Source organism: Dietzia sp. NPDC055877 (genome assembly GCF_053615975.1).
In genome coordinates, this window is sequence record NZ_JBSHCV010000030.1 from 1 (window position 1) to 16,984 (window position 16,984).

Here is a 16,984-nt window from a genome sequence, read left to right on the forward strand (position 1 = left end):
TGCCCGGAGAATCGCCGCATCAGTTGGCAGAACCGTGAAATAGGCGCAGCCACCAAGGGGCGGTCATGCCGGTACGCCTGATAATCCGTCGGTGTCGTCGAGGTAGCCGACATCGCGCAAGGCCGCCTCGAGAACCCGGATATACGGAAGATGCAGTTCGGTAGCCATGCCGTCGAGGGTCGTTCGGGCTGGCAGGCCGCGCAGTCCGCGGGTGCGCCATAGGTGCAGATTCTGGCGGGTGATCCCGATTCGGCGGGCTAGCTCGGACTCGCCGACGCCGTAGGCGCGTTTGTGGGCGTCGATGAGCTCGACCAGGCGAGGGGTCTCCATGCTCTGAGTGTCCGCGTGCGCCACGGGTACCGTCAAGGGGTAGTTAACCGTTCCGGCAAGGGTAACTTTACAGAATATAAGTTACCGGCGTGGGTGTCCCGGCTGGTGGGGAAGGGTTTCTTGGCCTCGTCGGGCCAGATCGTGGCGTGGTTGGCCGATGGCGCACCAGGGTGCAATGCCCGTTTGGCAACCGACAGAAACCCCGGCCACCTGCCGGATGAGCCAGCAGATGCCCGGGGTTCAGTGTGGAAACCGCGAGTGGAGTGAGGCTAGAGCTCCTCGAGCGTCGCCGTGGCGTGCACGGTGCCCAGCTTGCGGGGATTGCGCGCGGTGATCGTCCAGGCCGGATCGCCTGCGGCCACCGCACGCCGGGCGTAGACGCCCAGCTTGGCCGGCAGGACCACGGGCTTGCCGAACTCGACCGAGTAGCGGGCCCGCTCCGGGATCTCGCCCTCGACCGATCCGAGCAGCGTCGCCGCCGTCCACATGCCGTGGGCGATCACGTTCGGGAAGCCGAACGCCTTGGCGCCCAGACCGGAGACGTGGATCGGGTTGCGGTCACCCGAGACGGACGCGTACTCCGCGATCTGCGCCTCGGTGACGGACTTGACCACCGTGGGATCGCCGATCTCCTCGGCGGTCGGCGGCTCGGGCCGCGGCGGACGCGGCGCGTCCTTGGCCGGGGTCAGAGACGTCCGGCGCTTGGACAGCATGCTGGAACGCTGGAGCCACGCGGGCTCGTCGTCGTCGCCCGTCCGGATCTCCGTGACCACTTCCACCAGCAGCCCCGACGGGTGCTCGCGCAGGTTCTCGGCGTGCGACCGGATGGACAGCTCGTCACCGACGCGCAGGGCGCGGCGGGAGGAGATCTCGTTGAGCAGGTGCACCGACCCCATGGCCGGGAACGGGAAACCCGGGTCCAGCATGAGCTGCATCGTCAACGGGAACGACAGCGTGAACGGGTACGTCAGCGGTAGGGCGTCGCTCAGGCGCAGGCCGCAGACGCGGGTGTACGCGGCGAGGTTGGCCACGTCGACCTTCACACCCGACACCTCGACGCCCTTCGCAGGCAGCGACGTGGCGTCACGGCTGCCACCCACGACGGGCACCGAGCCGAGCGCGGCCCTGCCGTACTGCGACAGCAGGTTGGGGATCCCGGGGAGCTTCCTGTACTCCATGTCAGATCACGCGCCCAGCAGCGACTGGCCACACACGCGGATCACGTTGCCCGTGACCGCGGAGGAGGCGGGGCTGGCGAAGTAGGCGATCGTCTCGGCCACGTCGACCGGGAGGCCACCCTGCTGCATCGAGTTCATACGGCGGCCGGCCTCGCGCGTGGCGAAGGGGATCGCGGCGGTCATCTGGGTCTCGATGAAGCCCGGGGCCACGGCGTTGACCGTGACCTTCTTGGACGCCAGCTCGGTGGAGGCGCCGTCGACGAAGCCGATCACGCCGGCCTTGGACGCGGCGTAGTTGGTCTGGCCGCGGTTACCGGCGATGCCGGCCATCGAGGACACGCCCACCACGCGCGAGCCCTCGCCCAGCACGCCGTTCTCGGCGAGCTCGGCGGTGATGCGCTCGGGGGCGATCAGGTTGACGGACATGACCGAGTCCCAGCGGGCGGCGTCCATGCCGGCCAGGGTCTTGTCGCGGGTGATACCGGCATTGTGGACCAGGATGTCGATCGTGCCGTCGTGACGGTCCTTGACGTGCTGGGCCAGGACCTCGGCGGCGTCGGCGGCCGTGACGTCCAGCGGCAAGGAGGTGCCGCCGACCTTGTTGGCGGTGGCCGCGAGCGACTCGCCGGCGGCCGGGATGTCGCAGCAGATCACGTGCGCGCCGTCGCGCGACAGGACCGCCGCGATCTCGGCACCGATGCCCCGGGCCGCGCCGGTGACGACGGCGACCTTGCCCTCGAGCGGACGGTCCCACGAGGCGGGGGCGCTCGCTGCGCCGGCGCCCACGGTGAACACCTGGCCGTCGACGTAGGCCGACTTGCCGGACAGGATGAAGCGAAGGGTGGACTCCAGGCCCGAGGCGCCGGTGTCGGCATCCGCGGACACGTACACCAGCTGCACGGTGGCGCCGCGCTTCATCTCCTTGCCGAGCGACCGGGTGAAGCCCTCGAGCGCGCGCTGGGCGATGCGCTCGTCGACCGCGCCCGTCTCCTCGGGGGTGGTGCCCAGCACCACGATTCGGCCGCTCGGGGCGACGCGACGCACGACGGGGTTGAAGAAGTCGAACAGGGACCTGAGTTCCTCGGGGGAGCGGATGCCCGTGGCGTCGAAGACCAGGCCGGCGAACTTGCCCTCGGCGTCCGCGCCGGCGATCTCGTAGTCGCCCTGCAGCATCTCGCGCACGGGCTCGACGAGGCGACCCTCACCGCCGACCAGTACCGGGCCGTGGAGCGCGGGCTGGCCCACCTCGTGGCGGCGGAGCTGCTCGGGCTGCGGGAGACCGACCTTGCCGGCGATGAATGACCCGGGGGCCGAGGTGACGAACTGGGAGTAGAGGTCGAGGTTGCCCTGTGCCATGGCGATCATCTCCTGGGGAGTTTCGGTAGTGCGGGGTCGACAAGTAACTTACTCCCGAGTAACAATACTCGTTGGGCCGCGCTTTGGGCCAACGGATACCGAGAAGAAAAACGGGAGTGACACACGTGACCACCAGCCCCCGCAAGGTCGCCATCGTCGGCGGCAACCGAGTCCCCTTCGCGCGCTCGAACGGCAAGTACGCGGACGCCTCCAACCAGGACATGCTCACTGCCACGATCGACGGCCTGGCCGCCCGCTACAACCTGCAGGGCAAGCGCCTCGGCGCCGTCGCCGCCGGCGCCGTGCTCAAGCACGCCCGTGACTTCAACCTCACTCGTGAGTCGGTCATCGGCTCCGTGCTCGACTCCTCCACCCCGGCCTACGACGTGCAGCAGGCCTGCGGCACCGGCCTGGCCACCGCCATTCAGATCGGCGACCAGATCGCCATGGGCCGTATCGACTCCGGTATCGCCGGCGGCTCCGACACCACCTCGGATGCCCCGCTCGCCGTCAATGACGACCTGCGCAAGATCCTCATCAAGGTTTCCGCCGCCAAGACCAACCTTGACCGGATCAAGCTTCTCGGTGACATCCGCCCGCAGGCGATCGTCCCCGAGCAGCCGCAGAACGCCGAGCCGCGCACCGGCCTGTCGATGGGCGAGCACGCCGCCATCACCGCCCGCGAGCTCGGCGTCACCCGTGAGGACCAGGACGCCCTGGCCGCGGAGAGCCACAAGAACCTCGCCGCCTCCTACGACTCCGGCTTCCAGGACGACCTGGTCACCCCGTACCTGGGCGTGCAGCGCGACGACAACCTGCGCCCCGACTCCTCGGCCGAGAAGCTGGCCAAGCTCAAGCCCGTCTTCGGCAAGCGTGACGCCGAGGCCCACGGCACCGAGGCCACCATGACGGCCGGCAACTCCACCCCGCTCACCGACGGTGCCTCCGCGGTGCTGCTGGCCAGCGAGGAGTGGGCCAAGGAGAACAAGCTCCCGGTCCGTGCCTACCTGGTGGACTCCGAGACCGCCGCGGTCGACTTCATCCACGGTCACGACGGCCGCACCCCGGACGGCCTGCTCATGGCCCCGACCTACGCGGTGCCGCGCCTGCTCGAGCGCAACGGCCTGACCCTGCAGGACTTCGACTTCTACGAGATCCACGAGGCCTTCGCCTCGCAGGTCCTGGCCACGCTCGCGGCCTGGGAGTCCGAGGAGTACTGCACCGAGCGTCTCGGCCTGGACTCCGCACTGGGCTCGATCGACCGCAGCAAGCTCAACGTCAACGGCTCCTCGCTGGCGGCCGGCCACCCGTTCGCCGCGACCGGTGCGCGCATCCTGGCCGCCACCGCCAAGCTGCTCGAGGAGAAGGGGTCGGGCCGCGCGCTCATCTCCATCTGCGCCGCAGGTGGCCAAGGCGTCACCGCGATCGTCGAGCGCTAACGCCGAGGCGGATCCGACGCGGCCCGGCACGTCGGGCCCGTCCGCCATCAGATAAACGTATCCTCGATCCAACAGGTCACGGGCTGATCCCGTGAGTGAGTGCAGCCCCCGCGTTCGGCGCGGGGGCTGCACTCATCGGTACCGGTCCGCCATAGTGGACCCAGTGGTTCGGGTGGGGCATCCCACAGGAACCGGTTTCGGCGGCCCGCCGAACCGGTGCCGCCACCCGTGAGGAGCGTGAGAGCGCGTGGACGATTCCACCATCCACGACGGCGGCCCGGCCCGCCCCGTCGAGATCGAGGGTACGGCCCCTCGTCCGGCTGCGTCCGATCGCCGCCGGTACCGGGTGCGGTCACGCTGGATCTACACCGCCGTCGGGATCTTCATGGGACTTGCGGTGCTGTACGGGTTCGACCTGGTCAACAGCATCGGCCGCGTGCCGCGCGGAACCGAGGTCGCCGGGATCAACGTCGGTGGGATGCGCACCGTCGACGCCGAACAGCGCCTGATCACGGAGTTGGGGCCGCGGGTCGACGAAGAGGTGGACCTGCGCGCCGGCGTGGTGTCGACGACACTCGACCCCCGGGCGGTCGGCTTGTCCGTCGACTGGCAGGGAACCCTCGACCGCGGGGGCGAACAGCCGCTCAACCCGTTCACCCGCCTGATCAGCCTCGTCTGGACGCGCGACGTAGGGATCGCGAGCGTCATCCCGGACGAGCGCCTCACCAACTTCCTCGAGCGACTGGCGCTGCAGGCCGACTTCGAGCCCCGCGAGGGCGCCATCTGGTTCGACCAGGCGAAGGTCCGCTCCGCGATCCCGCTGGACGGGCAGCGCCTGGAGATCGAGAACTCGCGCGACGCGGTACTGGAAAACTGGCTCAACGAGGACGGTGTGGACCTGCCGGTCGAGTTCACGCCGACCGAGACCGACGCCGACGAGGTGCGCGCCCTCATCCGCGAGGTGGCCGAGCCCGCCGCATCCCGCGACGTCACGCTGCTGGCCTCGCGGCTGCGGCCCGACGGCGCCGAGCCGCCCACCGAGACCATCCCCACCCGGATGCCGGTCCCGCCGCCCGCCCCGGGACAGCCGCGCGCCAACCCGTCCGAGCGTGAGATCGAGATGGTGGTCCGCGACGACCCCGATGCGGTTCCGGTCGTGTTCCCGAGGGACCGGATCGGCGAGTACCTGTCCTTCGTCCGCGAGGGCGCCGAACTCGAACCCCGCTTCGACGCCGATGCCGCCAAGGGGATCCTCGAGCCCCTGCTGGAGGAGACCGAGCAGGAGGGCAGGGACGCCACCTTCTCGTTCAGCGGCGACACGGCCACGGTCGTGCCCGCCGTCCAGGGGCGCACCATCGAGTGGGGACCGCTGCTCGGGGCGCTGCCGGGTCAGCTCACCGACCTCGAGGGACCGCGCGTCATGCCTGTCAGCTACGTCGGTCGCGACCCGGAGCTCAGCACAGCGGACGCCGAGAAGGCCGGGATCCGGGCACCCGTCGGCGAGTTCACCGTGGCGGTGGGCGCGAACGGCCAGGCGCAGTCGATGATCGCGGAACTGGCCGGGCAGTTCGTCCCCGCCGGCGAGAGCTTCTCCATGGAGGCGGTGGCCGGAACCGCGTCCGGGGACACCTCCGCGGACGCCGTGGCCACCGCCCTGTTCAATGCCGCGCTGCAGGCCGGCGCCCAGGACATCCAGCGGACCGCCAGGGGCGTCGACAGCACCGCCTTCCCCGTCGGCCGCGACGCCACAGCTTCGGCGGCCGTGGGATTCCGCAACGCGCAGGGCACCGCGCTGGTGATCGACGCCGCGGCGAGCGCGAGCTCGGTGACCGTCCGCCTGTGGGGCACGCCCGAGTACGACGTGCGCATCTCGACCTCCCCGCGCACCAACATCCAGCCGCCGCGGACCCGGGTCGTCACCTCGGCCGGCTGTACCCCGTCCGCGGGTGAGGACGGCTTCACCGTCAGCATCACGCGGGTGGTGATGCGCGGAAACGACCGGGTCAGCTCGGACAGCTTCTCGTCGACGTACCCGCCCCGCGACCGGATCGAGTGCCGGGGAGACGACGCACCCCCCGCACCCGGCGAGGACGCCCCTCCGCCGGGACCGCCGGCTCTCGAGATCCCGGGGCTGCCGCGCATCGAACTCCCCGGCATCCCCGGGCTCCCCGGCAACTGACCGCGCCCGGCCTCGTACGCCCACCCCCTTACGCCCCGCGCCCCTTACGCCCCGCTCCCGTACGCCTCGCCCCGTACGCCTCGCCCCGACCGAGCAACCCGCCGTTGCAGGACCCGAGCCCCGCGGTTGCAAGACATGCGTCGCGAGTTGCCTGACAACAGGTGCGATTTCTGGCATGGATTCCGCGCCATTCGTCGTGCAGCCGGGATGGGATGTCTTGCAACCAGTGGGCGGGGTTGGGGGTTGCCGGTGACGGGCCGCGCGCGGGGCGGGGGCTGGCGGCTCTGGGGCGCGGGCGGATGCGGACGGGGTGAGCTGAGTGGGCGAGCTGAGTGGCGGCCGGCCAGACGACAGTGGGCCCCGCGCCGTGGTGGCGCGGGGCCCAGAGTCGGCTCAGGCGCGGGGCCCGTCCGGGACGTGCCCGCTCAGAGTTCTCGTGCGACTTCTGCGTGGGCGCAGTCTAGATCAGAATGCGGCCTCGTCCAGCTCCATGAGGTCGTTGCCGAGGTCGGCGACGATCCCGCGGGTGGCGGTCAGCAGCGGGAGCTCGTTCTTGGCGAACCAGCGGGCCGCCGCGATCTTGCCGTTGTAGAAGGCCTTGTCGTCGTCGTTGGCGCCCTCGAGGGCTCCGAGCGCGACCTCCGCGCCTTCCAGCAGACGCCAGCCCATGACCAGGTCGCCGAAGGCCATCAGCACGCGCACCGACGCGAGGCCGATGGTGTACAGGCGCTTCGGCTCCTCCTGCGAGCCCATCAGGTGCTCGAAGCAGGTGCCGAGCATGGCCTCGACATCGCCCAGGGCGGTGGCGAGGCGCTCGCGCTCGGCGGCGAGCGCGCCGTTCGAGTTGTCGTTCTCCAGGAACTTCTTGACCTGCGCCGACACGTGGCCGACGGCGGTGCCGCGGTCGCGGGCGATCTTGCGGAAGAAGAAGTCCTGCGCCTGGATCGCCGTGGTGCCCTCGTAGAGGGAGTCGATCTTGGCGTCACGGATGTACTGCTCGATGGGGTAGTCCTGCAGGAAGCCGGAGCCGCCGAAGGTCTGCAGCGACTCGGTGAGCAGCTCGTAGGCACGCTCGGAGCCGACACCCTTGACGATCGGCAGCAGCAGGTCGTTGACGCGGTGGGCCATCTCGGCGTCGGCGCCGGAGACGCGCGCGGCGATGGTGTCGTCCTGGTGGGCGGCGGTGTACATGTACACGGCGCGCAGACCCTCGGCGAACGCCTTCTGGCGGATCAACGCGCGGCGGACGTCCGGGTGATGCGTGATGGTGACGCGCGGGGCGTTCTTGTCGGCCATCTCGGTCATGTCGCCGCCCTGGACGCGCTCCTTGGCGTACTCGAGGGCGTTGAGGTAGCCGGTCGACAGCGTGGAGATGGCCTTGGTGCCGACCATCATGCGGGCGTGCTCGATGACGTCGAACATCTGACGGATGCCCTGGTTGAGCTCGTCGCCGCCGATCATCCAGCCCTTGGCCGGGACGCCGTGGCCGCCGAAGGTCAGCTCACACGTAGTGGAGACCTTGAGGCCCATCTTGTGCTCGACGTTTGTGACGAAGACGCCGTTGCGCTCGCCCATCTCGCCGGCCTCGAAGTCGAAGTGGAACTTCGGCACGAAGAACAGGGACAGGCCCTTGGTGCCGGGACCGGCGCCCTCGGGGCGGGCCAGGACCAGGTGGAAGATGTTCTCGAACATGTCGTCCGAGTCCGCCGAGGTGATGAAGCGCTTGACGCCCTCGATGTGCCACGAGCCGTCGTCCTGCTTGACGGCCTTGGTACGGCCCGCGCCCACGTCGGAGCCGGCATCAGGCTCGGTGAGGACCATGGTGGCGCCCCAGCCGCGCTCGACGCAGGTGGTGGCCCACTTCTTCTGCTCCTCGGTGCCGTTCTCGTACATCACGGCGGCGAAGGACGGGCCGGCCGAGTACATGTAGGCGGCCGGGTTCGCGCCGAGCATCATCTCGCCGGTGGCCCAGACCAGGCTGCGCGGGGACGGCATGCCGCCGAGGTCCTCCGGGAGGCCCATGAGCGTGTAGCCGGCGTCGTACCAGGCGGCGAAGGACTTCTTGAAGTCCTCCGGGATCGAGACCGAGTGGGTCTCCGGGTCGAAGACCGGCGGGTTGCGGTCGGCGGAGGCGAAGGACTCGGCGACGGGACCCTCGGTCAGCGTCTGAACCTCGCTGAGGATGCCCTTGGCGGTCTCCGTGTCCATGTCGCCGAACTCGCCGGCGTCCAGTGCCTCGTTGATTCGCAGGACCTCGAAGAGGTTGAACTCGAGATCCCGGACGTTGCTCTTGTAATGACCCATATCGGTCTTCTCCGTTCGGAGTGCGGTGTCATGGATTTGGTTATGCCGGTCGAAACGCTGCAGGTCGCGGCCGCATGCCGGAACCTACTCGCCGGTAACAAGATCGATGCTAATGGGTTGTCAGCAAACAGTCCAAGGTGAGGGATGGCTCTGTTTTTCCGTTGTCATTCTGCAGACCTCGGGCCGAGTCGTATGTGCTGGTCACGATGAGCGTGAGAGTGGGGCATCATCGGCATATGTCAGATATCCAGCCGAGGTTCCCCGGTCCGTCGTCGGTAGTCGGTGCCGCGACCCGCCTCGTCGCGTGGGAGATCCGCGTCGCGCGGTACATGTGGTCCATCCCCGCGCGCATCGCGCTCCTGCTGGAGGATGCCGAACTGATCGTGGCCAGGGTCAATTCGATCATCGCCAACATCGACCGTGCGGTGGCCGCGGTCGACCAGGTCATCCTCGCCGCGGCGAACTCGGTGGACGAGGTCGACGACACGGTGGCCCGCGTCGGCCGGACCGTCACCCGCGCCGAGCTCGCGGTCGGTGCGGCGGAGGGGATCGTCGCCCGCGTCGAGACCGCGGTGGGCAGGGTCGAGCCGGTGGTCGACAGGGTCGAACCGATCGTCGGCCGGGTGGAGACGGTTGCCGGCCACGTCGAGGGGCTGGTGCTGCGGGTGGATTCGGCGGTGACCGACGCCGAGGGTCTGGTGCTGCGCGTGGGTTCGGCGGTGACCGACGCCGAGGGGTTGGTGCTGCGGGTGGATTCGGCGGTGACCGACGCCGAGCAACTCGTGGAGCGCGTGGTGGCTGCGGTCGGCGACGCCGAGCAGCTCGTCGTGCGGGTGGATTCGGCGGTCGGTGCCGCGGAGGGGCTCGTCGTGCGAATCGGCTCGGCGGTCGACGACGCCGAGGGGTTGGTGCTGCGGGTGGATTCGGCGGTGACCGACGCCGAGCAACTCGTGGAGCGCGTGGCGGCTGCGGTCGGTGACGCCGAGGAGCTCGTCCTGCGGATCGATTCCGCGGTGGGCGCCGCCGAGCAGCTGGTGCTGCGTGTGGACTCGACAGTCGGCTCCGCCGAGGGACTGGTGCTGCGTGTGGACTCGACCGTGGGTGACGCCGCGCAGCTGGTGCGCCGGGTCGCGACCGCGGTCGGCGACGCCGAGGACCTCGTCCTGCGCGTCGACTCGACGGTGGATTCGGCGGACGGCCTCGTCGTGCGGGTCGACTCCACGGTGGGCGCCGCCGAGGGCGTCGTCCTCCGAGCTGACTCGACGGTGGGGGACGCCGAGCAACTCGTGGAGCGCGTGACACCCGTCCTCGAACTCGTGGAGACCACCGTCGCGGAGGTGCGTCCCGTCCTGGAGGAGCTGCTTCTCGAGGAGGGCGTCCTGTCGGATCAGGCCAAGCTCATCGCCACCCGGGTCACCGAACTGCTGGTGGTGGCCGACGACGTGGCCACCAAGCTCATGCCGGTCGTGGGGCGGGTCGCCGACACCGTGGACTCTGACGACTTCGAGGCCGTCCTCGACGTGATCGACAACCTGCCGGCGATCATCAAGGCGGTGGAGACGGACGTCCTGCCGGTGGTCAGGTCTCTCGACACCGTGGCGCCGGAGCTGTCCGAGATCCTCGTGGTGGCGAACAACTGCCTGGAGGCGCTGAACGGCATCCCGGGTTTCCAGCGCCTGCGCCGCCGCGGCGGGGAGGGCAACAACAGGCTGACCTAGTCGGTCGCGCGGTCGACCGGCCGAGCGTCCGTGTCGGAGTAATTCTCCGCGGGCCCCTGCGGCGTGGTGATCAGCATGACGTCATTGTGCTGCGCCCGCCGTCACCGCGATCTCAGATGCGCCAGGGCGGAGCGGGCGGCGTTCCACCCCGCCATCCCGTGGGCGCCGGCGCCGGGCGGGGCCGCCGCAGAGCAGATGTACACGCCCGGGATCCCCGCCGAGTAGGGGTTGAGGGCCACCCGGGGGCGGAAGACCAGCTGGAACGGCGTGTTGGCGCCGGTGACGATGTCGCCGCCGACGAAGTTGGGGTCATAATCCTCGATCTGCTGGGTCGACAGTGACCGGGTGGAGCGGATCCGGTCCCGGAAGCCCGGTGCGAACCGCTCGATCTGGTCGATGATCGTCCGGGTGGCATCACCGGTCCACCCGGCGGGGACGTGGGCGTAGGCGTCGACGGGATGGACGCCGTCCTTCGCGCGGTGCGGGTCGGCGACGGACTGCTGCCCCACCAGGATGAACGGACGTTCCGGCATCTCCCCGCGCACGACCCGCCGTTCAGCGTCGGCGATCTCGGGAAGCGTTCCGCCCACGTGGACCGTGCCCGCATGTCGGGAGGGCTCGTGGGCCCAGGGGATCCCGCCCTCCACGGCGAACGCCACCTGGAACGCGGCGGGGCCGTGCCGGAACCGTCGATAGGCGCGGCCGACCCGCGGGGGCAGGTCGTCGCCGAGGATGTCGGCGGCCGCGGAGGGGGAGGTGTTGAGCAGGAGCAGGTCGGGGCGGCCCAGCTCGCGGTGGTCCCGAACGGAGACGCCGGTCTCGATCCGGCCTCCGAACTCGGCGAGGCGGGTGGCCATCGCGGTAGTGATGGTGGACGAGCCGGCGGCCGCCACCGGCCAGCCGTACCGGTGCGCGGCGGTGCCGAGGGCGACGCCGATCGCCGACGACATCACCGAGCCCAGGGGGCGGAACGAGTGCGCGGCCACGCCGGCGAACAGCGCCCGCGCCTCCTCGGACTCCCAGCGGCGGGCCAGGAGTGCGGCGGGCAGTGCCGCGTACAGCCCGAACCTCGCCAGCGGGACCGGGTGGCCGGGCACGTGGACCAGCGGCTGCAGGAACTCGTCGACGATCTGGGGAAACCGCCGGGTCAACGGTCCGAACATCCGGCGGTAGGACTCGTTGTCGTCGTCGCCCAGTTCCCCGGCGGTGCGGTCCACCGATCGCCACACCGACGCGCCACGTCCACCGTCCAACGGGTGGGAGTACTGGACCTCCGGCAGCGACCAGCGCAGGCCGTAGTCCTCGAGGCCGAACTGGCGGCTGAAGCCGGTGTCGACAGCCAGTGGGTGGAACCCCGAGCAGTGGTCGTGCAGCAGGCCCGGCAGCGTCAGCTCGCCGGACCTGGTGCCGCCGCCGATGGAGTCGGATGCTTCCAGGACGGTTACATCGACTCCACCGGCGGCCAGTGTCAACGCGGCTGCCAGACCGTTGGGCCCGCTTCCGACGATGATTGCTGAGGGCATGGGATCAGTTCTATCCCACCGTGGACTCGTCGCGACGGGTCACGGCGGACCTGTCGGCGAGCGGCCCCTCGCCGCGTCTGCGGGGATGGCTCCGCAAAATGAGGAATGTCCCGGACCAACGAGGATCCGGGACACTACTTGGAGCCGATGACGGGAATCGAACCCGCGCTGTCTGCTTGGGAAGCAGAAGTTCTACCATTGAACTACATCGGCACTGCCCGCTCGGGCTGGTTCAGGTTAGCACGCCCCCGCCGCGCATTACCGCCGCGGGTCGGTCGCGCTGCTCCTACTTCTCGTCGGTCGCGGGCTTCTCGGCGGACTTCCGCTTCGCGGCGGCGGCCTTGCGGCGCGCGCTCGACGTCATGGGCCGCCTGGGCTGGTCGAGCGAGGCGCGGGGCACGAAGCCGAACCCGATGCCCCCGATCACGGCCACCGCGATCGCCCCGATGATCCACGGGGTGAGCGACATGTAGCTGGTGATCCCCATCAGCACGATGAGTACGGCCAGTCCGACGCAGACCCACGACCACACGGTCCAGCGCCAGACGTACTTGGAGGGCTCTTCCCTGAACTCGTCCATGCGCCCCATTTCACCACGTCAGCCGGGGTCGGCGCACATCCGGTCGCTGCAGCCGGGGCCCCTGGGGTCCCCCGTGCGCCCGGCGGAGGACGTTGATGTGTCCAGTTTCACGCACCCGTTTGTTACTGGCGGGTAGCATTTCGGCCGACGAGAGCGCTTAATGAGGAGGGCGGTCCGTTTCAGGGGTCGGAGTATCGACCGGCGGATGCCACCCTGCCCTGGAGGTGCGCGATGAACGACGTGACGCAGCAGCCCATCGCCGAGCGTGTCCGCACGGTGCTCGCCCGCGGCGCGGTCGGAACGATCGAGGCCGGGATCCTGCGCCGTCCACTGCGCTCGGCACGTGTGCGTGACGACGGCGTCGTGGTCCTCGTCGTCGACGTCAACGGCATGTCCCGCGCTGTCGGCGACGAGGCCCGCGTGGCCGCCGTGGGCGCCTCCGCGACCGTCGAGATCGTGGACTCCGTCTGTACCGGGCGCTGCCGTGGTGCCGCCCCGCGACCGTCGTTCGCGCTGGACGGCCGGCAGGTGGCACGTCCCGAGGGGTGCGACGACGACTGCTCCGTCATCCGTGGGGTCGTCACGATGTCGGGGATCGTCACCGCGTCGTCCGATGCGCGTCGCCGCCGTCTTGTGGCTGCGGACGGTGGCTCGATGAGCCCGGCCGGGGGCCTGGGTTCTATGCGCCTGAGCGAGCTGCAGCCGCTGGAGATCACGTACCTCGGCAGTGACGGCGTGGACATCGTCTCCCGCGCCGAGCTCGCCGCGGCGCCCGTCGACCCGATCGGCGTGGACGAGCAGGCCTGGCTCCGCCGGATCGGGGCGGACGCCGGATGGGCGGCGCGAGTGGCGCTGCGTGCCGGACGGCAGATCGCCGGCACGAACCCGCGGATCGTCGGCGTCGACGGCCGCGGCCTGGACCTCGACGTGGCCTCGGTCGGCGGCGGATTCCGCGAGGTCGTGCGAGTGCCGTTCTCGCAGGTCTGCCTCGATTCCGAGACGCTGCGCGCCGAGCTCGAACTCCTCGATTCCTGACCCTGTCGGACCGGTCCGCGCGGATAATTTTCTGCTGAGTTTCCGCCAAGTCCTTGCGTTGTAGGTGAGCCTTACCTAAGTTAATCGGCGCGGGTAGTCACGTCCCCGCCCCCGAACCGTTCCGGCGCCAATCCCTGAGGCGCCGGAACGGGCCGGGTACCGATTCCACGAGAGGGGTTCGACTCCATGCGATCACTGGTGGGGCCCGTCCCCGAACCCGCCGAGCGCGTCGGTTCCGCACTCCGCCGCTGCGGCCGGGCAACGCTGACCATCGGGTCCGGCACCCCGGCCGCCACCGTGACGCTGGCGCATCACGCCCCCGGGACGGCCGACCTCTGGCTCGTCATCCCGATGGCCGACTCCGCCGCGATCACCGCCGGGGGGCTGCGCGCCCGGCTCGAAGTCCTGGACGTGATCCTCGGAGGGGTCGCGGACGGGCGGTGTCGTCGTGTCGTCGTCGTCGAAGGCCGGGTCGAACTGCCCGGCGGCCACGCGCAGCGCCACGTGGCCACCCACATCGCCGTGGACCTCCCCGACCCCTCACTGCTGGGCGTCGGCGGCGACCTCGCGCTGGTGCGGCTCCGCGCCGACCGGATCGTCCTCACCGACCACGACGGCGTCACCGACATCGAGCCCGACGACCTCGCCACGTCCGGCCCCGACCCGTTCGCCGACCTCGAGGGGCACTGGCTCGACCACCTCAACGATCCGCGCTGCCGGATCGTCCCGCGGATCGCCATGCGCGTGTGTCGCTGCCTGCCCGCGCAGCGACCGCTGCTCGTCGGAATCGACCGCGCCGGCGTGGACCTCGAGTTCACCGACCGCGACGACAACACCCACCGGCAGCGGCTGCCGTTCGCCGAGGCGTGCACCGAGGTGGCCGAGTTGGGGACCCAGATCAGGTTGCTCGCCGGCGGGTCGCGGTACCCTCTGGATCGTGCTGCTCTCCGACCGTGACCTTCGTGCCGAGCTCGCCGACGGGCGGGTCGCGCTCGACCCGTTCGACCCGTCGCTGATCCAGCCCTCGAGCATCGACGTCCGGCTCGACCACCGGTTCCGCGTGTTCAACAACTCGCGCTACACCCACATCGACCCGGCGCAGCAGCAGGACGAGTTGACCGAACTGGTCGAGGTGTCAGACGGCGATCCCTTCGTCCTGCACCCAGGCGAGTTCGTCCTGGGTGCCACGCTCGAGCGGCTCGAACTGCCCGACGACCTGGCCGGACGTCTCGAGGGCAAGTCCTCGCTCGGGCGGCTCGGCCTGCTCACCCACTCCACGGCCGGGTTCATCGACCCCGGCTTCGGCGGGCACATCACGCTCGAACTGTCGAACGTGGCCAACCTGCCCATCACCCTGTGGCCCGGGATGAAGATCGGCCAGCTCTGCCTGTTCCGGCTGTCCAGCCCCGCCGAGAACCCGTACGGCAGTTCGGCGATGGGCTCCAAGTACCAGGGCCAGCGCGGGCCGACGGCGTCGAAGGCGTACCTCAACTTCCAGTGACAGCGCGCCGGGGCCGGTCCGGCGGTCCGCGCGCACGTCGGCAGGCCGGTGGGGGGCCGGTCGGGGCCGCCGAGAGTTCATCGGGCGTCGCCCGGCGCGTCATCCTGAGTCCTCCGACCGGTTGACCGGTGTCGATAGCATGACGACATGCGTATGACCGTCTTCGGAACCGGATACCTCGGCGCCACCCACGCCGCCTGCATGGCCGAACTCGGACACGAGGTGCTCGGGGTGGACGTGGACGCGGTCAAGGTCGACCGGCTGTGTCGGGGCGAGGTCCCGTTCTTCGAGCCGGGCCTGCCCGAGATCCTGTCCAGGCACGTCGAGTCGGGCCGGCTGCGCTTCACCACCGACTACGCGGAGGCCGCGGAGTTCGCGGACCTGCACTTCATCGGAGTGGGCACGCCCCAGCGCAAGGGCGACTTCGCGGCCGACATCACGCACGTAGAGGACGTGGTGGCGCGTCTGGCCCCGCTGGTGAGCCGGGACGCGGTGGTCGCGGGGAAGTCGACGGTGCCGGTCGGGACGGCGGCGCGGCTGCAGGAGATCGCCGACCGATCCGCGGCTGATGGGGTGCGCGTCGACGTGGTGTGGAATCCGGAGTTCCTGCGCGAAGGGTTCGCCGTCGAGGACACCCTGCGGCCGGGCCGCATCGTGGTGGGCCTGTCCGATCCGGAGTGCACGGCCAAGGCGCTGATCGACGAGGCGTACGCGCCGATCATGGAATCCGATCCGTGCCCGGTGATCGTCACGGACCTGGCCACCTCCGAGATGGTCAAGGTGAGCGCCAATGCGTTCCTGGCCACCAAGATCAGCTTCATCAACGCCGTGTCGGAGGTGTGCGAGGCCGCCGGCGCCGACGTGACCGTGCTGGCGGACGCGATCGGGATGGACCCGCGCATCGGGCGCAAGTTCCTCGGCGCCGGCCTGGGCTTCGGCGGCGGTTGCCTGCCCAAGGACATCCGGGCGTTCATGGCCCGTGCCGGTGAACTGGGCGCGGCGCAGGCGCTGACGTTCCTGCGTGAGGTCGACACGATCAACATGCGGCGACGCGACAAGATGGTCGACCTCGCGGCCGAGGTTTGCGGTGGGACGGTGATCGGCAAGACCGTGGCGGTGCTGGGCGCGGCGTTCAAGCCGAACTCCGACGACGTGCGGGACTCGCCGGCGCTCAACGTGGCCGGCATGCTCTCGCTCAAGGGCGCGCGGGCCGTGGTGTACGACCCGCAGGCGCTGGACAACGCCCGGGCCCTGTTCCCCACACTCGCCTACGCCGACTCGGCGCTGGAGGCGTGCGAGGGCGCCGACGTGGTGTTGGTCGCGACCGAGTGGGGCGAGTTCGTGGAGCTGGACCCGGCCGAGGTCGCGCGGGTCGCGCGCGGCCGGGTCCTGCTGGACGGCCGCAACTGCATGCCGGGCGAGCGGTGGCGGGAGGCGGGCTGGACCTACCGGGCCCTCGGGCGTGGTGTGTCCACACCTGCCGACGCCCGGGCGCTCGCCGGAGTGGTGGCGGCGGCTGTCGGAAGCGCGGCGATGGCCCGGGCCTGACCGGCTACTGCGTGCGCGGTCGCATTTGCCGGTCGCATTTGCCCGCTCGCGTGTGCGCGACGCCGTGCCCCCGAGCCGCGATGTCGCGGTTTGGTTGCACCACTGCGAAGTTTCGGACTGTTCCTCGCGGTGCTGCAATCAAGCCTCACCGTAGCGTCGACAAACGGCTGGGCCGGCGAACGGGGCAGGCCGGGCGGGTCCGACGCCCCGTCGAGAAGAGCATTCCGCACACATCGCCCGAGGCGGTCTCAGGGAGCCAGCGCAACACCGTTGATGAGTTCGTTCATCTTGAC

Annotated in this window: 13 protein-coding genes and 1 tRNA gene; 7 read left to right on the forward strand and 7 right to left on the reverse strand. The window is 70.2% G+C overall.

The window, feature by feature from the left end; all coding sequences use genetic code 11:
* Positions 1 to 63: 63 nt before the first annotated feature.
* From ACWGLC_RS17315 to ACWGLC_RS17325, 3 genes are all read right to left on the reverse strand, one after another.
* Positions 64 to 330, reverse strand: a complete 267-nt coding sequence (locus ACWGLC_RS17315; RefSeq protein WP_394277812.1) for a helix-turn-helix domain-containing protein — start codon at positions 328 to 330, stop codon at positions 64 to 66.
* Between the two features lie 269 nt (positions 331 to 599).
* Positions 600 to 1,508, reverse strand: a complete 909-nt coding sequence (locus ACWGLC_RS17320) for a MaoC family dehydratase (protein ID WP_452101032.1) — start codon at positions 1,506 to 1,508, stop codon at positions 600 to 602.
* A gap of 6 nt (positions 1,509 to 1,514) precedes the next feature.
* A complete protein-coding gene (locus ACWGLC_RS17325; RefSeq protein WP_452101033.1) occupies positions 1,515 to 2,864 on the reverse strand; it encodes a 3-oxoacyl-ACP reductase in 1,350 nt (449 codons plus the stop codon).
* A gap of 125 nt (positions 2,865 to 2,989) precedes the next feature.
* On the opposite strand from ACWGLC_RS17325, the gene ACWGLC_RS17330 reads away from it, so the two are divergent.
* A complete protein-coding gene (locus ACWGLC_RS17330) occupies positions 2,990 to 4,303 on the forward strand; it encodes an acetyl-CoA C-acetyltransferase (protein ID WP_452101034.1) in 1,314 nt (437 codons plus the stop codon).
* Positions 4,304 to 4,550: 247 nt separating this feature from the next.
* Positions 4,551 to 6,482 carry a VanW family protein gene (locus ACWGLC_RS17335; protein ID WP_452101035.1) on the forward strand — a complete coding sequence of 644 codons (1,932 nt, stop codon included), beginning with the start codon at positions 4,551 to 4,553 and terminating at the stop codon, positions 6,480 to 6,482.
* A 465-nt stretch (positions 6,483 to 6,947) separates the two neighbouring features.
* On the opposite strand, the gene ACWGLC_RS17340 is transcribed toward ACWGLC_RS17335, so the two are convergent.
* Positions 6,948 to 8,786, reverse strand: a complete 1,839-nt coding sequence (locus ACWGLC_RS17340; RefSeq protein ID WP_452101036.1) for an acyl-CoA dehydrogenase — start codon at positions 8,784 to 8,786, stop codon at positions 6,948 to 6,950.
* A gap of 236 nt (positions 8,787 to 9,022) precedes the next feature.
* Between ACWGLC_RS17340 and ACWGLC_RS17345 the strand changes: the two genes are divergently transcribed.
* The gene (locus ACWGLC_RS17345) at positions 9,023 to 10,504 is read left to right on the forward strand and encodes a hypothetical protein (RefSeq protein ID WP_452101037.1); all 1,482 of its coding nucleotides are present in this window, start codon (positions 9,023 to 9,025) and stop codon (positions 10,502 to 10,504) included.
* A gap of 101 nt (positions 10,505 to 10,605) precedes the next feature.
* Here ACWGLC_RS17345 and ACWGLC_RS17350 read toward each other — a convergent pair whose 3' ends face one another.
* The 3 genes from ACWGLC_RS17350 to ACWGLC_RS17360 form a co-directional block, all read right to left on the reverse strand.
* Positions 10,606 to 12,027: a phytoene desaturase family protein gene (locus ACWGLC_RS17350; RefSeq protein WP_452101038.1), complete on the reverse strand. Its 1,422-nt coding sequence runs from the start codon at positions 12,025 to 12,027 to the stop codon at positions 10,606 to 10,608.
* A gap of 139 nt (positions 12,028 to 12,166) precedes the next feature.
* A tRNA-Gly gene (locus ACWGLC_RS17355) sits at positions 12,167 to 12,240 on the reverse strand.
* Positions 12,241 to 12,313: 73 nt separating this feature from the next.
* Positions 12,314 to 12,607, reverse strand: coding sequence for a hypothetical protein (locus ACWGLC_RS17360; RefSeq protein WP_452101039.1), 294 nt, complete (start codon positions 12,605 to 12,607; stop codon positions 12,314 to 12,316).
* Positions 12,608 to 12,838: 231 nt separating this feature from the next.
* Between ACWGLC_RS17360 and ACWGLC_RS17365 the strand changes: the two genes are divergently transcribed.
* From ACWGLC_RS17365 to ACWGLC_RS17380, 4 genes are all read left to right on the forward strand, one after another.
* The gene (locus ACWGLC_RS17365) at positions 12,839 to 13,642 is read left to right on the forward strand and encodes a hypothetical protein (RefSeq protein WP_452101040.1); all 804 of its coding nucleotides are present in this window, start codon (positions 12,839 to 12,841) and stop codon (positions 13,640 to 13,642) included.
* Positions 13,643 to 13,828: 186 nt separating this feature from the next.
* Positions 13,829 to 14,599: a hypothetical protein gene (locus ACWGLC_RS17370; protein ID WP_452101041.1), complete on the forward strand. Its 771-nt coding sequence runs from the start codon at positions 13,829 to 13,831 to the stop codon at positions 14,597 to 14,599.
* Positions 14,580 to 15,143: a dCTP deaminase gene (dcd, locus tag ACWGLC_RS17375; protein ID WP_452101042.1), complete on the forward strand. Its 564-nt coding sequence runs from the start codon at positions 14,580 to 14,582 to the stop codon at positions 15,141 to 15,143. The genes ACWGLC_RS17370 and dcd overlap by 20 nt, the downstream gene beginning before the upstream one ends.
* A gap of 147 nt (positions 15,144 to 15,290) precedes the next feature.
* The gene (locus ACWGLC_RS17380; protein WP_452101043.1) at positions 15,291 to 16,691 is read left to right on the forward strand and encodes a UDP-glucose dehydrogenase family protein; all 1,401 of its coding nucleotides are present in this window, start codon (positions 15,291 to 15,293) and stop codon (positions 16,689 to 16,691) included.
* Positions 16,692 to 16,984 lie beyond the last annotated feature (293 nt).